The following is a 15,657-nucleotide window of genomic DNA, read 5'->3' as shown; positions in this document are numbered from 1 at the left end:
GCTGCCAATGACCATCGACGAGCGCATCCCGGCACCACCCGAGCAGGGCCGGCTCCGCTGGTTCCTCATCGGCTCGGTCGCGCTGATCTCCTTCTCCGCCTTCGAATCCCTCGCCGTGGGCACGGTGCTGCCGCGGGCCGCGGAGCAGTTCGGGGCCACCGCGGAGTACTCGGTGGCCTTCGGTGCCGCGTTCGCGGCGATGATCGTGGCGATCGCGTGGGTGGGACCGTGGGTCGACCGCAGCGGCGTCCGGCCACCGCTGATCGCGGGCGCGCTGCTGTTCGCGACGGGCCTGGTGGTGGTGGGTTCGGCGCCGGACATGACCGTGCTGGCCGTGGGCCGCGGCGTGCAGGGACTGGGCAGCGGCTTGATCAGCGTGGTGCTGTACGCGATGGTGGGCCGGCTGGTTCCACCGGAGGGACGCCCGCGGGTGTTCGCCGCGTATTCGACCGCCTGGGTGGTGCCGTCGCTGATCGGTCCCGCCATCGCGGGTCTGGCGGCGGACACCGTGGGCTGGCGCTGGGTGTTCCTGGGGCTCGCCGGGCCCTCACTGCTGGCCCTGGTCGCCACGCTGCGGGCCACCTCCGGTCTCGACGAATCCGACTACCGCAACGACGATCCGCCCAACCGCGGGTTGTTGATCGCGGCCCTCACGGCGGGGGTGGCGACCGCGGTGGCGCAGTTCGCGGCGCCGCGGGGCGGAGCGGTCTTCCTGGCGGTGGCGGCGGCGGGCCTGGTGGTCGCGGTGGTCGCTACGGCACGGATGCTGCCCGCGGGTTCGCTGACGGGCCGTCCCGGTATTCCGCGGCTGATGCTGCTGAGCCTGCTGATGGCCGGGGCCTTCTTCGCCGCCGAGATCTACGTCCCGCTGTACCTGGTGCACATCGACCGGCTCTCGCCCTTCGCCGCGGGGTCGGTGATGACCGGTGCCGCACTGCTGTGGGCGCTGGCCTCCCAGCTCCAGGCACGCATTCCGGCCGACGGTGCACTGCGCGAACGGCTTCCGCTGATCGGGTCGGGCCTGCTGGTGTTCGCGCTCACCGCGGTGGCGTCGGCCTTCGCGCTGGACGCCCCGTGGCCGGTGATCTTCGCGACCTGGGCGGTGGGCGGCTTCGGCATGGGCCTGACCTATCCCACGCTGTCGATCCTCATGCTCAGTCGCAGTGCCGACGATGAGCAGGGCGCCAATTCCAGTGCACTGAAGCTGTCCGACGCCGTGGGCACCGCACTCGCGATCGCCTGTGCCGGTGCCGTCTTCGCTCAGGTCCTGCCGTGGGGACACACGGGATTCGCGGTCACGTTGTTGGTGCCGCTGGCCTCCGGCCTGGCGACGGTCGCGGTCGCATCGCGGCTCACGGCCGAAAGGCCGCGGCGGCGGACTCCCGCAGCAGGTGCATCGCACGGCGCACCACAGGGTTCCGGCACTCCGAATCCTTGACGTAGGCCACGATGGTCCGCCGGGGCGCCGGATTGCACACGTCCACGGCCACGGTGCCGGGCGGCAGCTCGGTGGCGCCGAGCCGGGGCAGTACGGTGACGCCCACCCCGCGCGCCACGAACCGGAGCGCCGAGGGATAGTCGGTGGTCTCGACCACGAACCGGGGAGTGAAACCCGCTCCGGCGCAGGCATCGAGCACCGCCTGCCGGCAGGCACCGCGACGCACGTCGTTGTCGATCCAGCGCGCGCCCTCGAGCTCAGCCATATCGATCAGATCGCGGCCGGCGAACTCGTGATCCTCGGGGACCACGGCGACGTACGACTCCACCAGCAGGTCCTCGTGGGAGAAGCCCGCCACCGCGGTGGTCTGGGAGTGCTCCTGCCGCACGGCCACCGCGAGATCGGGCCGGCGGGCGGCGATCTCGGTGACCTCGTCCTCGATGCGCAGCCGCAGGCGGGTGTCGGGGAACTCCTCGGCGAGGGTCTGCACCACGGCCGGCATCCAGTGCGTGCCGGCGGTGGCGAAGACGTTCATGGTGATCCGGTTCGCCTTGCCCGCCCGGAGGTCGTCGACGGTGGCGCCGAGCGCGTTGAGGCGTTCGAGCACCCCGTCGGCCTCGGTGGCCAGGATCCGGCCCGCGGGGGTGAGTTCCACGCCCCGTCCGACCCGTTCCAGCAGTTGCAGGCCGGTCTCCCGCTGGAGGGCGGCCACGTGCTGCGAGACGGCCGACGGCGTGTAGCCGAGGCTCGTGGCCGCGGCGGCGACCGATCCGGTGGCCGCCACGGAGCGGAAGATCATGAGCCGGTGTGCGTCGAGCATGACACTCTCCATTCAGTCCCACTAAATGATAATGCAGAAACATTCGCTTGTGCTAACTTCCTGCCGGTCGCACAGTGGACCACATGAAGAAGCAACTCCCCGCTCTGGCCCTGGTGATCGTGATGTTCGCGTGGGCCTCGGCCTTCGTCGTGATCCGTGGAATCGGATCGCACGTCTCCCCGATCCCGATGGCCGAGGGACGCCTCCTGGTCGGCGCATCGGTGCTCGGCGTCATCTGGGTGCTGCACGCGATGTACACCGGCGAGGTCCGCGCGCCGCGCGGCACCGCCCTCGCCCTCACCGTGGGCTACGGCGCACTGTGGTTCGCCCTGTACACGGTGCTGGTCAATGCGGCGGAACAGCATCTCGACGCGGGTACCACCGCGCTCCTGGTGAACATCGCGCCGATCATCGTCGCGGTGCTGGCCGGGGCCTTTCTGCACGAGGGCTTCCCGCCGCTGCTCGCCGTGGGCATCGTGATCAGCTTCGCCGGTGCAGCGGTCATCGCCTTCTCGGGCGACGGGCGGCGCGACGGCGCCGGGGTCGCGCTGGCCGTCGCGGCCGCGCTGCTCTACGGGATCAGCGTGGTGGCGCAGAAGCTCGTGCTGCGCTCGACCGATCCGCTCACCGCCACCGCACTCGGCGCGATCGTCGGTGCCGCGGTACTCCTGCCGTGGGCACCCGATCTGTTCCGCGAGCTGGCCGCCGCCCCGATCGGCGCCACCGTGGGCGTGCTGTACCTGGGCCTGGTGCCCACTGCTCTCGCGTTCCTGCTCTGGGCGTACGCGCTGGCACACACACCGGCCGGCGTCACGGCCTCGTCGTCGTACGCGGTGCCGGCACTGTCGATCGGGTTGAGCTGGGCCTTCCTCGCGGAAACGCCCACCGCGTGGGGCCTGCTCGGCGGCCTGCTCTGCCTGGTCGGAGTGGCCGTCGCCCGGCTGCGACGGTCAGTGACGCCGGGCGACGTCGTCGCGGAGAACAGTGGGCCACAGGGCGACGTCGCCGGGAGTGCGGGCCACGGTGAGCGTGGCCTTCGGGAGCAGTTCGGCGAGGGCCTCGGCGGTGGAGACCGGGTGGGCGGGGTCGTCGATCCAGGCCAGCAGCGTCACGGGGATCGTGAGTCCGGCGATCGCCTGGCGTTCCGGTAGATCGCTCAGGGCGGCGCCGCGGAAGACGGACGGGAGCAGCTCCTCCGACACCTCGGGGAGGGTCGGAGGCGCTCCGTTCGACGCGGGCGGTGGCGCGGATTCCTCTGCGGTGGCGAGGAATCCGGCGATTCCTTGGGCTTCGACCGCCTCGGCGGCGAGCCGGTAGTCGGCGGCTTTGGCCGCCCGCGTCTCCCACGCGGTCGGCGGCACCATCAGGGTGAGCCCGCTGAACCGCTGCGGATCGCGGACGGCGGCGTGCAGCAGCGTCCCGGTGCCCATCGACGGCCCCACGCCGTGCACGCGCTCCCCGGGGAAACGATCGTCGAGCAGGCGCAGCAGATCGTCGGCGAGGTTCGACCAGCGGTAGTCCTCGGGCACCGTCCGGCCCGTCGACCGGCCGTGACCTCGGGCGTCGTAGCGCAGGAGGCGGGTTCCGCTCAATCCGCGGCCGAGGTCGAGGTCGAGCACCCGGTCGCGGGCCCGGCTCGACGTGAGCCCGTGGAGCTGGACGACGGGATGTCCGCCCTCGTCACTGAGTTCGGTGTCGAGCACGGCACCGGGAACGTCGAATGTGGGCATCTGGCCTTCTCACAGCGCGCAGGTGATTGTGGAGAGGGCTAGGGTACCGCCCATGCGCCTGACCAATGTCGCGCACCTGCGACTGCCGTTCGGCCGGCTGGTGGGGTACGACGTGACCGCCTCGCCGCCCGGCCGCCCCCTGCCCGTGTCCTTCGACCAGGGGCGGCACGTCGCGGGCGGCGACCGGCCGGGCTCCTGGATGGCGCTGTCCTTCCATCTGCCGGCACCGGTTCCCCGCGCGGACCTCGCCGCCGCGTGGCTCGCGGTGATCGCGCGGCACGGCACGCTGCGCACGGCCTTCGTCCCCGGTTCCGACGGTGCGCCGGCCCTGCACGAGATCGAGGTCGGGCCGGGTGCGTGGGTGGAGCATCCCATCGCACCGGGGCAGGCCGTCAACGATGCGCTCCGCGATGTGCTCGACGGTGCGTGCTCTCCGTATCAGCGTCCGGCGCACCGGCTCTGCGTCTTGGAGACGGCGGACGGTCCGACGGTGGTGATCGCCGCGGACCACTCGCACGTGGACATGTGGTCGATGCTGGTGATCGTGCGCGACTTCCTCGCGGCGCTCGCCGATGTGCGGGCGGGACGGCCGCCGTCGACCGATCCGGTGCCGGCCTTCGTGGAACACACCCGGGCGCTGCAGGATCGGCCCGCCGCCCCGGACGAGGTGCGCCGCCGATGGGCGGAGATCCTCTCGGCCAGCGGCGATGTGATGCCGCGCTTCCCACTGTCGCTGGGGACGCCGGAACCGCATCTGGAGCGCGTCGAGGTGCGTGACGTCTTCGATGTGGACGACAGTGCGGCGTTCGCCGCGCAGGCCCGCGACGACGGCGTCTCGACCCTCGCGGCCACCGTCGCCACGATGACCGCCGTCACGCTGGAGCTGGCGAATGAGCCGCTGCGTGCGGTCTTCCCGGTGCACAGTCGGCACGGCGGGCAGGAGGCCGGAGGCCGACCGGGGACCGTTGCGGATGACACCTGGCACGACTCGGTGGGTTGGTTCATCACCAACTCGGTGATCGAGAGCCGATCGCCGGAGCCGAAGGCGGCCGCGGCGGCGGTACGTGAGGCCGTGCAGCTCGGGTCCTGGCCGCTGGAGGACATCCTCGAGCCCTGGGGCGGGATGCCCGAGGTGCCAGGCATGTTCGCGATCTCGTGGCTGGATCTGCGCAGGCTGCCCGTGCGGGTCGATTCCGCAGGACTCGCGGCGCAGTACGTGGGCGCCAGCATCCGCACCGACGGCGTGATGCTGTGGTTCATCCTCGACCAGGAGGGCCTGCACCTACGGTGCCGCTACCCCGACACCGTCGAGGCGCGGGAGAACGTGGGCGCCTGGCTCGACCTGCTCGTGGGCCGGATGCGGGCGGCCGCACGCGAATCGGTGGGCGGCACGCTGCGCGTGGGCGACCGGACCTACCGGGTGCAGCGGGCCACCCGGGACGATGTCCCCGCCATCGTCGCCCTGCTCTCCGACGACGAGATCGGCCGGACCCGGGAATCGCCCGAGACCGCCGGATACGACGCCGCCTTCGACGTGGTGGCCCGCGATCGTTCGCACTACCTCGCGGTGGTCCGCGACGAGTCCGATCGCGTGGTGGGGACCATGCATCTGACGGTGATCCCCGGTCTGTCGCGTTCGGGGACGACCCGGCTGCAGATCGAGGGCGTGCGGGTGGCGGCCACCGAACGCTCGCGCGGCCTGGGCACCGCGATGATCGAGTGGGCGCATCACCACGGCCGGACGCACCGGGCCACCCTGGCGCAGCTCACCACCGATATGACGCGCGAGCGGGCGCGCGCCTTCTACGGGCGGCTCGGCTACCGCTCCGAGCACGTGGGGCTCAAGCGGGAGCTCTAGATCAGCTGGCCTCGCGCTTGCGCGCCGGCTTCTTCTCGGCGGTCTTCGCGGGCTTGCCGGACTCGCGGCTCTTGACCGATGCGCGCAGCGCGGCCAGCAGGTCGGCCACCTCGTCGTCCTCGTCGCCGGCCTCGTCGGGCGCGTCCGGGAAGGCCGTCTCGCCGGTCGACTTCGCCTCGATCAGCTGCTGCAGCTGCACCTGGTAGTCGTCCTCGTACTGCTCGGGGTCGAAATCGGTGGCCATCGAGTCGATGAGCGAGGCGGCCATCGCGAGCTCCTGCGGCCGGATCTTCACGTCCTCGGTGAGCGAGGGGAACTCGGGGGTGCGGATCTCGTCGGGCCAGAGCAGGGTCTGCAGCACCATCACGTTGCCCACCACCCGCAGCGCGCAGAGCCGGGTGCGATTGCGCAGGGTGAAGGTGCAGATCGCGAGCCGGTCCGTCTCCTGCAGTGCCTGCCGCAGCAGCACGTAGGCCTTCGGCGACTTCGACGAGGGCTCGAGGTAGTAGGGCTTGTCGAACATGATCGGGTCCACGTCCTCGCGCGGCACGAACTCGGTCACGGAGATCTCGCGATGCCGCTCGACGGGCATCGACTTGATGTCCTCCTTGCTGAGGATCACCGTGTCGCCGCTGTCCGCCTCGTAGGCGTTGGCGATGTTCGCGAACTCCACCTCGTCGTCGGTGCCCTCGCGGACGCGCTTGTACCGGATGCGGACCCCGTCCTTCGCATCCACCTGGTGCGACTTCGCGTCGTGGCTCTCGATCGCCGAGTACACCTTCACCGGCACGTTCACCAGCCCGAACGACAGCTCACCCGTCCATATCGCGCGCATGTGACCATTGTGACTGGTGTGAGCCGATATGGCGAGAGCCGAATCCCGCACCCACCCCTCGCACCCACCCCTCCCTGACTTAACAGCGTTAGCCCACACCCCGTCCTGGGGAAACACCTACACCTAACGCTGTTAAGTCGGGGAGCGGCGGGAGGGAAGGCGGCGATAATGGGTGGGTGGCGCAGACACGGGAGAACCGCGAGGTGGATGGCGTCAACGTGCAGCTCACCAACCTGGACAAGGTGCTGTACCCGGCCACGGGCACCACGAAGTCCGAGGTCATCGACTACTACCAGGCGATCGCACCCTTCGCGGTGCCCCATCTGCGCGACCGTCCGCTCACCCGCAAACGCTGGCCCAACGGCGTCGACAAGACGGCCTTCTTCGAGAAGCGGCTGCCGAGCCACGCACCGGCGTGGATCCGCCGCGGCGCCCAGCACCACTCCGACGGCGAATCGCTGTACCCCGTGGTCGAGAACACGGCCGATATGGTGTGGCTCGGGCAGCAGGCCGCGCTGGAACTGCACGTCCCGCAGTGGACGTTCGTGATCGACGGCGAGACCGAGGTGCCCGGCCCGCCGGACCGCCTGGTCCTCGACCTCGACCCGGGCCCCGGCATCACCCTCGACGACTGTGCGGCGCTGGCGCTGCGCATCCGTGACCTGCTCGCCGCGATGGGACTCGACGGGCATCCGGTGACCAGTGGCTCGAAGGGCATGCACATCTACTCGACCTTGCCGGACGGGCTCTCGTCGCCGGGGGCGCGCAAGGTGGCGCACGCCATCGCGTCCCAGCTCGAGACCGAGTCGCCCGACCTGGTGACGGCGTCGATGTCGAAGGATCAGCGCGGGGGCCGGATCTTCGTGGACTGGTCGCAGAACAGCGGCTCCAAGACCACCGTCTCGCCCTACTCCCTGCGCGGCCGGGACCACCCGTGGGTCGCAGCGCCCCGCGACTGGGACGAGCTCACCCGTCCGGGACTGCGGCAGTTGGAGTTCCATGAGGTGCTGCACCGCGCGCGCACCGACGGGGACCTGCTCACGCCCCTGCTCGCGGCACCGTCGCCCCCGCCGCGGCCGGTGAACCTCGACGAGTACCGGGCCAAGCGCGATGCCCACAAGACCCCCGAGCCCTTCGGCGGCGCGGCGAGCGCGGGCGATCCGATTTTCGTGATCCAGGAGCACCACGCGCGTCGGTTGCACTACGACTTCCGCCTGGAGCACGACGGCGTGCTGGCCTCCTGGGCGGTGCCGAAGAACCTCCCGGACGATCCGGCCGTGAATCACCTCGCCGTGCGCACCGAGGACCACCCCATGGACTACGCCGCCTTCGAGGGCAGCATCCCGAAGGGTGAGTACGGCGGCGGCGATGTGACCATCTGGGACCACGGCACCTACGAGTTGGAGAAGTGGCGCAAGGACGAGGTGATCGTGACGCTGCACGGCGAACGCCTGCGCGGACTGCGCTACGCGCTCATCCGCACCGGCGAGAAGAACTGGCTGGCACATCTCACCAAAGACACCTCCGCACCCGTCACGAAAGCCTCAGCGGCGGCGCCGGATCCGATGCTGCCCACCGAATCCCCGATCGACCGGCTCTCGGTCGAGGAATGGGCCTTCGAGGGCAAGTGGGACGGCTACCGGATCATCGCCACGGTGCGCGGTGGCGCGCTGAGCCTGCGCACCCGCTCGGGTCGGGTGGTGACCGGCGAGTTCCCCGAATTCGAGTCGCTGGCCCACGATCTCGACGGTATGGACGTGGTGCTCGACGGTGAGGCGGTGGTGCTCGACCCGAACGGCGTACCGTCGTTCCACCTGATGGCGGGCGGCGACACCCGCGCCGGCGCCGTGCAGCTGTACCTGTTCGACGTCCTCGAACTGAACGGGGTCGATCTCACCCGGCGGCCCTGGACCGTCCGGCGCGAGGTCCTGGAAGGTCTTGCACCACTGCTCGATTCCGATGATGCGATCGCCGTGCCACCGCTGGTGGAGGCGTCGTCGGGCGCCGTCGCGGCCGCGGTGAGCGCCGAACTCGGTTGGGAGGGCATCGTGGCCAAGCGCCGCGACTCCCCCTACCTGCCGGGCCAGCGGGTGCGCGCCTGGCTCAAGCACAAGAACTGGCGCGATCTGCAGGTGGCGATCGGCGGCTGGAAGCCGGGGAAGGGTTCGCGGGCGAACCGGATCGGCTCGGTCCTCGTGGGACTGCCCGCCGAGACCGGACTGGTGTACCTCGGGTCGGTCGGGTCCGGATTCAGCGACCGCGACCTGGACGCCCTGGCCGAACGCCTGGAACCGCTGCGGATGAAGCGGTCCCCGTTCACCGCGCCCATCGACGATCCGGACGCCCGCGACGCCGTGTGGGTGCTGCCGCAGGTGGTGGGCGATGTGCGCTACTCCTCCCTGCGGCGGGGCGGTCACCTGCGCCAACCCAGTTGGCGCGGATTCCGCGAGGATCTGCTGCCCGGCGATCTCCCCGGCGAGTCGGACATCCCGTGGGAGGGCCCCGACGAATAACTTCGTGCACGACTAGTTAGTGCACTACTTATCTGCTACCGTGGGGACATGGCCGATCCCGATACCCCCGCCGCCGACGCCGATCCGCTCGCCCTGGAGCGCCAGGTGTGCTTCGCGCTCGCGGTGGCCAATCGCGCGGTGCTGTCCGTGTACCGGCCGATCCTCGCGCCGATGGGCCTCACGCACCCGCAGTACCTGGTGATGCTCGCCCTGTGGGGCGCGGCACCGATGTCCGTCAAGGAGATCGGCGAAGCGCTGCAACTCGATTCACCCACCCTCAGCCCGTTGCTGAAGCGTCTGGAGACGCAGGGACTGATCACCCGCACGCGATCCGCCCACGACGAACGGCAGATCGACGTCGATCTCACCGACGCGGGCCGGGAGCTCCGCACGCGGGCGCTGGACGTGCCGCCGGCCGTGATCGAGCGGCTCGGCGCCAGCCTGTCCGAGCTCGAGGACCTGCACCGCGTGCTCACCACCGTCAATGCCCGGGCACTGGCCGCGGGCGCCCTGGAAAGAGAGTCCTGACATGAGCACCGCACACCGTCCCGATCCGCTGCACTACCTGGCCTGGGTGTACACCGGAACCCTGCCCGAGAGGAACCGCGCCTGGGTGCGGCACACGCTCACCTGCCGCACCTGGGTGGCCCGCCACCTGGTGCGCGGCCAACTCGCCATGCTCCCCGTGTACGGCCTGCTCCTGCTGCTCCCCGGGCCGCTCGGCCTGCGCGGCGCGACGGTGCTGCTGGGCGTCCTGCTCAACGCCTTCTACAACGCCGCCTACATGCGCCCCAACCGCGCCCGGCGGCTGGAGAAGAACGGCCTGGACCCTGCTCTGGAGAACCCGGAGACGGTCGAACGCCGCGCCGCCACCAGGCTCGCCTACGAGACCGCGCACGCGGCGGAGCGCGCGTAATCTTCTGGGCATGCCCGCCACCTCCGTCGTGACCATTCCCGGCATCCGCGTCGGCCACTACACCGACGAGGCGGCCCGCACCGGCTGCACGGTGGTCACCTTCCCCGACGGCACCGTCGGGTCCGGCGAGGTGCGCGGCGGCGCACCCGCCTCCCGCGAGTTCGACCTGCTCTCCCCCGAACGGTCGGTGGAGGAGATCCACGGCGCGGTGCTCACGGGCGGGTCCGCCTTCGGCCTCGCCAGCGCCGACGGGGTGATGCGCCGCCTGGAAGAGGAGGGCAGGGGCATCGCGACGGTGGCCGGCCGGGTGCCGATCGTGCCCACCCTCGGCCTGTTCGACCTGATGGTGGGCGATCCCACCGTCCGGCCGACGGCGGAGAACGGCTACGCCGCAGCGGCATCCGCGGCGCACGATGCCGAGGTGAACGGCCTGATCGGCGCCGGGACCGGGGCCACCGTGGGCAAGGCCCGCGGAATCGACGGCATCCGCGACGCCGGCCTGGCCTACGCCGAGGCGCGGTCGGGCGCGGTGATCGTCGGGGCGCTGTGCGCCGTCAACGCCTTCGGCGACATCCTCACCGGGACGGAGACCGACGCGGGATTCGGCGACTACGAGCCGTTCTCGACCCCGGGCGACCGGGAGAACACCACCATCGGCGTGGTGATCACGAACGCCCGCCTCACCAAGGTCGAGTGCCTCATCGTGGCGCAGGGCGCGCACGACGGACTGTCCCGGGCGATCGACCCGCCGCACACCCGGTACGACGGCGACGCCTTCATCTCGGCCGCCACCGGACAGGTCGAGGCGAAGGTCGACCTGGTGCGGGCGCTCGCCATCGGCGCCGTCACCGAGGCGATCCGCTCGCGCGCCTGAGGACGGGCGGACCGTGCACACCCTCCGCCGCCGCGCGCGGATCGCGGCGTGCGCCCTGGCCCTCGCCGCCGGAGCCGCCGGATGTGCCGGCATCGCACCGGAACGCGCCACCCTCGAACCGCCACCGCCCGTCTCGACGGCCGTGGTGACCACGCCGAGCGTGGCACCCTATCCGGTCGACGCCCCGGGCCGTGCCCCGGCGGTGGCATCGGTCCCGACCACCGGTGCCGGCATCGCCACCTTCGTGGACTCCTTCGGGATGTACTCCAGTGTCTGCACACTGGGCTTCTTCGCGCGCTACCCCAACGGCCAGATCGTCGCCTTCACCGCCGGGCACTGCGCGGAGCTCGCCCGCCAGGCCCGGCCCGGTAGCGCGCCGGTCGCGCGCTACCTCACCTCGGCCGGCAGCAGCGTTCCCTTCGGCGAGTACATCAAGGCCACCCGGAACCGGCGGCAGGACATCGCCATCATCCAGGTGCAGGGCAGCGATGTCCGCGCCGTGGCGGACGCCATCGGCCCCGTCACCGGCTACAGCACCGCGGCCGATCTGCGGTCCGGGCGCCCGGAGATCTGCATCGTCGGGGCGCGCACCGGGCGCAGCTGCGGGGTGCTCGACGATGTGGTGGGCACGAAGGTCAGGTGGGCCGGGATCCCCGCGGTGGAGGGCGATTCGGGCGGTCCCGTGTACGCCCGCTGGCCCGACGGGACGTTCACCGCGGTCGGCGTGGTCAACAGTGTGCACACCCGGGCCGATGGCACCGGGACCGGTGCGGGCACCGCCACTCTCATCGCCGATGACATCGTGGTCAATCGGATGACGCTGATGGGAACGACCTAGCCCACCTGGCTCGTGCCGAAGACCCGGAGCTCGCGGTGGGCCACGCGGAAGTGGGCGCGCCTGTGCAGTTCTCCGGATTCGCCGTCGTGCGCCACCCGGAAGGGCTCGTCGGATTCGATGGTGACCGTGGGGGTCTGCATCTCCCAATAGATCTTGGACGTCCGGATGCGGCCGCTCAGCCAGGACAACAGCAGGCGAGTACCGCCCCTGCGGTGGCCGTCCTCCAGGTACCGGACGTCGAGCAGCCCGTCGTCGAGCCGGCTCCTGCGGCCGGGCACGAAACCCGGTGCGCCGTACATCGAGTTGCCGAGGAAGAAGAAGGAGACGGTGGTCGGACGGCCCTCGATCCGCACCCGGACCGGCGCGCTGCGCCGCAGCACCCGCAGGATCGCGCGCAGGGTGGCCGAGGGACGACCGATGCGGCGGCGCTGCAACCGGGAGCGGGTGCGTACGAACTCCGGGTAGGCGCCGATGCTCGCGGTGTTGAGCAGCAGCTTCTCGTCGTTCAGCCACACCGCGTCGACCCGGGTGACCCGCCCCCGGCGGATGAAATCGACGGCCGCGGAGACGGTATCGGCACCGATGTCCTTGGCGAAATGATTGAACGTGCCGGCGGGGAAGACGGCGAGCGGCGTGTCTGCGGCGATGGCGTGCGCGGCCACGGTGGCCACGGTCCCGTCTCCTCCCGCCACACCGAGGAACTCCGCACGGGAGGCGGCGTCGGCGGCCACGGCATCCACATCCGCGCCCGCGTCCAGCTCCACGATCTCGGCCGACGGGAGCGCGGCGCGCAACTCCTGCGCGACACGCGTGCCCGTGCCGTCTCCCGACGCGGGGTTGAGGACGACCACCAGCCCCGCGCCGTCGGGATTCCGCCGGACCTGTTCCACCGCGGCGTCCGCCGTCACCGCGCACCCGTCGTCGACCGGCGGCACGAGCCGCGCCCCGGCCACGGCGATACCCGCACCGACGGCGAATCCCGCGAGCACATCTGCGGGATAGTGTGCGCCGGTGGCCACCCGGGACAGTCCCACCGCGGCGGCGAGGCCGCCGAGAAGGTACCCGGCGCGGTGGTGTTCCAGCCCGACGCCCACGGCGAAGGCCGCGGCGCTCGCCGCGTGCCCGGACGGGAAGGAGTTGGACGTCGGCTGCCGCCGCGCCCGCTTGACCGGCACACCGTCGAAGGCGGGCCGGGCGCGGGGATAGATCCGCTTGAGCCCCTGATTGACCACCAGGCTGGTGACGCCGAGCGTCAGCAGACCGCGCACGGCGCCCCGCCGCAGCGACAGCCCGCCCGTACTCATGCCCGCCGCGACGGCCATCCACAGCACCGAGTGATCGGCCGCTGCGGACAGAGGCCGCATGGTGAGGTCGAGCAGCGGACTCGGCGAATCGGCGACGGCGTCGAAGAGTCTCCCGTCGAGCTCGCTCAGCCCGCGACGCAGTGTGCGGGGCGCCCGTTCCACCATGGCTCGACGCTACTCCCGCGGCCGGACCGGCCGCCCCCGGTCACCGCAGATGCACCGCGGCCGCGGCGTGAATCGCATCGGCCAGCCGCCCGGTGGCGCGGGTGTGCAATCGCCAGGACTGCCAGTACAACTTCACGTCCACGGGACGGTCACCCACGCGCACGAGATCGCCCCGGTCGAGGGCGTCGCCGAGCTGCGCCTCGGGGAGGCTGCCCCAGCCGAGGCCGACCCGCACGGCGTGGGCGAATCCCTCCGACGACGGGATCCGCTGCGCGGGTGGGTAGTCCGTGGCTCCCGGTTCGGCGGTCACCCCGTGCCAACGGAGTACCCGGTTCTGCAGATCATCCTTGCGCAGGTCGAACTGCACCACCGGCATCTCGCGCCAGCGCCATCGGCCCCCACGTTGCCATCGCACCGCGAACTCGGGTGTGCACACCGGCAGGTAACGCATGAAGCCGAGATACTCCACCGCACAGCCCTGGACCGGCTCGGGATCGGTGGTGACGGCACCGAGCACCGTTCCGGCCCGGAGCAGATCGGCGGTGTGGTGCTCGTCGTCGACCTGCAGGCGCAGCTGCGTGCCGTCGTCCCAGCCGGCGACCGCCGCGATCACCTCGCCGAACCAGGTGGCCAGCGAATCGGCGTTGACACCCACGTCCAGCCGGGCGGCTCCACTGCCGCCGGCGAGCCGGCCGAGCGCGTCGGCCTCCAGGGTGGCGACGCCGCGTGCCAACCCGAGCAGGATGCTGCCCTGATCGGTGGGCAGGCACGGCCCCTCCCGCGTGACGACCACGTGCCCCACCTGCTGTTCCAGCGCGCGGATGCGCTGGCTGACCGCGGATTGCGTGATCCGCAGCCGGGACGCGGCGGCGCCGAAGCTCTGTTCCTCGACCACGGCGACGAGCGTCGCCAGGTGCTGCCCGTTCAGCATGAAGTGATTCTAATGGGTCAGCAGTATCAAGCATTGGAACTTATCCCGGCGCCGGGCCTAGCGTCGGTGCCATGACCTCCGCACTCCTCGCCGGCCTCGGCCTCGGCCTGTCGCTGATCGTGGCGATCGGCGCACAGAACGCGTACATCCTCCAGGTGGCGGCGCGCGGACGGGGCACCGCGGCGGTGGTGGCCGTCTGCATCGCCTCCGATGTCCTGCTGATCTGCGCCGGGGTCGCCGGCCTGGGCGCCGCAGTATCGGGCCGCCCCACCCTGCTGACCGTGGTCACGTGGGCGGGCGTGGTGGTGCTGATCGGCTACGGCCTTCGCTCGCTCTGGTCCGCGCGGCACACCGCCGGGCTCACCGCGGGCGGGCGGAGCGCGGCCTCGGTGGCCGCGGCGGTGACCGCCGCGCTGGCACTGACCTGGCTCAACCCGCACGTATACCTGGACACCGTGCTGCTCTTGGGATCGGCGTCCACGCGCTACGGCCCGGATCGCTGGTGGTTCGCCGCCGGTGCCGTGGTCGCCAGCATCGGCTGGTTCTGCCTGCTCGGCTTCGGTGCGCAGCGCCTGTCCGGCACACTCGGTCGGCCCGCAGTCTGGCGCGCACTGAACCTGGGCATCGGCATCCTCCTCCTGGTGCTCGCACTGCGGCTGGCGACGATGCCGCTCGGCGGCTGACCGGCCCCGACTGCGGCGACGCCCCGCCGGACGTACCGTGGTGGCCATGGCACGGATCGCGATCATCGGCGGACACGGCAAAGTGGCACTTCTCCTTGCGGAAGTGCTGAGTTCACGCGGAGACGAGGTGACCTCGTGGATCCGCAACCCTCAGCACGCGGCCGATGTGACCGCCACCGGCGCGACGCCACTGGTGCTCGACGTCGAGAACGCCTCCCGCGACGAGATCGCGACGGCACTGCAGGGCAACGACGCGGTGGTCTTCTCCGCCGGGGCCGGCGGCGGGAATCCCGATCGCACCTACGCCGTGGACCGGGATGCCGCGATCCGCTCGGTGCAGGCCGCCGAACAGGCCGGGGTGCGCCGCTACATCATGGTCTCCTACCTCGGGGCGGCCCCGGATCACGGTGTCCCCGAATCGGACCCGTTCTTCCACTACGCCGAGGCCAAGGCCGCCGCCGATGTCGCGGTGCGCGCCTCCGATCTGGACTGGACGGTGCTGATGCCCGGCCGGCTCACCGCGGACGAGGCCTCGGGGCGGGTCGATCCGGCCGCGGTGCGCTCGGCCGACAATCCCGGCACCTCCCGCGCGAACGTCGCCCTGGTGGCGGCGGACGCCCTGGACCGTCCGGACACCGTCGGCCGGGACCTGCCGTTCACGGACGGCACCGTGACGATCGACGAAGCCTGGCGGTAGGCCACCACGACGAAGGGCCCGGCACCGTCGTGCGACGGTCCGGGCCCTTGTCGGC

The 15,657-nt window shown here is 71.5% G+C and carries 14 protein-coding genes and 1 pseudogene; 10 read left to right on the top strand and 5 right to left on the bottom strand.

All coding sequences use genetic code 11. From position 1 onward, the window contains the following. The first annotated feature begins 7 nt into the window (after positions 1-7). Entirely contained in the window at positions 8-1,438 is a 1,431-nt protein-coding gene (locus tag ABD108_RS17715; RefSeq protein ID WP_343930955.1) for an MFS transporter, read from the top strand. Here the strand turns inward: ABD108_RS17715 and ABD108_RS17710 are convergent. Then, positions 1,353-2,258 (bottom strand): LysR substrate-binding domain-containing protein, encoded by a 906-nt coding sequence (locus tag ABD108_RS17710; RefSeq protein WP_305112435.1) that lies wholly within the window; start codon positions 2,256-2,258, stop codon positions 1,353-1,355. The two genes, ABD108_RS17715 and ABD108_RS17710, sit on opposite strands and share 86 nt — an antisense overlap. An 83-nt stretch (positions 2,259-2,341) precedes the next feature. On the opposite strand from ABD108_RS17710, the pseudogene ABD108_RS17705 reads away from it, so the two are divergent. Further along, positions 2,342-3,181 (top strand): annotated as a pseudogene (locus ABD108_RS17705) (DMT family transporter); the annotation flags it as partial. 27 nt (positions 3,182-3,208) lie between these two features. Here the strand turns inward: ABD108_RS17705 and ABD108_RS17700 are convergent. Then, a complete protein-coding gene (locus ABD108_RS17700; protein WP_343930954.1) occupies positions 3,209-3,988 on the bottom strand; it encodes an alpha/beta fold hydrolase in 780 nt (259 codons plus the stop codon). A 52-nt stretch (positions 3,989-4,040) separates the two neighbouring features. On the opposite strand from ABD108_RS17700, the gene ABD108_RS17695 reads away from it, so the two are divergent. Continuing rightward, entirely contained in the window at positions 4,041-5,846 is a 1,806-nt protein-coding gene (locus ABD108_RS17695) for a GNAT family N-acetyltransferase (RefSeq protein WP_343930953.1), read from the top strand. 1 nt (position 5,847) lies between these two features. Here the strand turns inward: ABD108_RS17695 and ku are convergent, their stop codons facing one another. After that, positions 5,848-6,681, bottom strand: a complete 834-nt coding sequence (ku, locus tag ABD108_RS17690; RefSeq protein ID WP_305112438.1) for a non-homologous end joining protein Ku — start codon at positions 6,679-6,681, stop codon at positions 5,848-5,850. A 176-nt stretch (positions 6,682-6,857) separates the two neighbouring features. Here ku and ABD108_RS17685 point away from each other — a divergent pair, with 176 nt between their 5' ends. From ABD108_RS17685 to ABD108_RS17665, 5 genes are read left to right on the top strand one after another with little or no spacing between them, the layout of a single operon-like run. After that, positions 6,858-9,194, top strand: coding sequence for an ATP-dependent DNA ligase (locus tag ABD108_RS17685; protein WP_220656957.1), 2,337 nt, complete (start codon positions 6,858-6,860; stop codon positions 9,192-9,194). A gap of 48 nt (positions 9,195-9,242) precedes the next feature. Continuing rightward, positions 9,243-9,722 carry a MarR family winged helix-turn-helix transcriptional regulator gene (locus ABD108_RS17680; protein ID WP_220656958.1) on the top strand — a complete coding sequence of 160 codons (480 nt, stop codon included), beginning with the start codon at positions 9,243-9,245 and terminating at the stop codon, positions 9,720-9,722. Between the two features lies 1 nt (position 9,723). After that, on the top strand, positions 9,724-10,110 hold the full coding sequence (locus ABD108_RS17675; protein ID WP_220656959.1) for a DUF5313 family protein: 387 nt from the start codon (positions 9,724-9,726) through the stop codon (positions 10,108-10,110). 10 nt (positions 10,111-10,120) lie between these two features. After that, positions 10,121-10,984, top strand: a complete 864-nt coding sequence (locus ABD108_RS17670; protein WP_305112443.1) for a P1 family peptidase — start codon at positions 10,121-10,123, stop codon at positions 10,982-10,984. Between the two features lie 13 nt (positions 10,985-10,997). Next, the gene (locus ABD108_RS17665) at positions 10,998-11,822 is read left to right on the top strand and encodes a S1 family peptidase (RefSeq protein WP_220656961.1); all 825 of its coding nucleotides are present in this window, start codon (positions 10,998-11,000) and stop codon (positions 11,820-11,822) included. Here ABD108_RS17665 and ABD108_RS17660 read toward each other — a convergent pair. Continuing rightward, complete coding sequence (locus ABD108_RS17660) at positions 11,819-13,291, bottom strand: bifunctional phosphatase PAP2/diacylglycerol kinase family protein (RefSeq protein ID WP_343930952.1); 1,473 nt, start codon at positions 13,289-13,291, stop codon at positions 11,819-11,821. The genes ABD108_RS17665 and ABD108_RS17660 overlap by 4 nt on opposite strands. 40 nt (positions 13,292-13,331) lie before the next feature. Then, positions 13,332-14,222: a LysR family transcriptional regulator ArgP gene (locus ABD108_RS17655; RefSeq protein WP_220656963.1), complete on the bottom strand. Its 891-nt coding sequence runs from the start codon at positions 14,220-14,222 to the stop codon at positions 13,332-13,334. Between the two features lie 71 nt (positions 14,223-14,293). Between ABD108_RS17655 and ABD108_RS17650 the strand changes: the two genes are divergently transcribed. Together ABD108_RS17650 and ABD108_RS17645 are read left to right on the top strand one after the other, a co-directional pair. Then, positions 14,294-14,905, top strand: coding sequence for a LysE/ArgO family amino acid transporter (locus ABD108_RS17650; RefSeq protein WP_220656964.1), 612 nt, complete (start codon positions 14,294-14,296; stop codon positions 14,903-14,905). A gap of 46 nt (positions 14,906-14,951) precedes the next feature. Then, positions 14,952-15,602, top strand: a complete 651-nt coding sequence (locus ABD108_RS17645) for an NAD(P)H-binding protein (RefSeq protein ID WP_220656965.1) — start codon at positions 14,952-14,954, stop codon at positions 15,600-15,602. Positions 15,603-15,657 lie beyond the last annotated feature (55 nt).

This window comes from Tsukamurella strandjordii (assembly GCF_039525985.1).
In the GTDB taxonomy this organism is placed as follows: domain Bacteria; phylum Actinomycetota; class Actinomycetes; order Mycobacteriales; family Mycobacteriaceae; genus Tsukamurella; species Tsukamurella strandjordii.
Note: the sequence above shows the minus strand (reverse complement) of the source record. Positions and strands in the feature narration are given on the sequence as shown.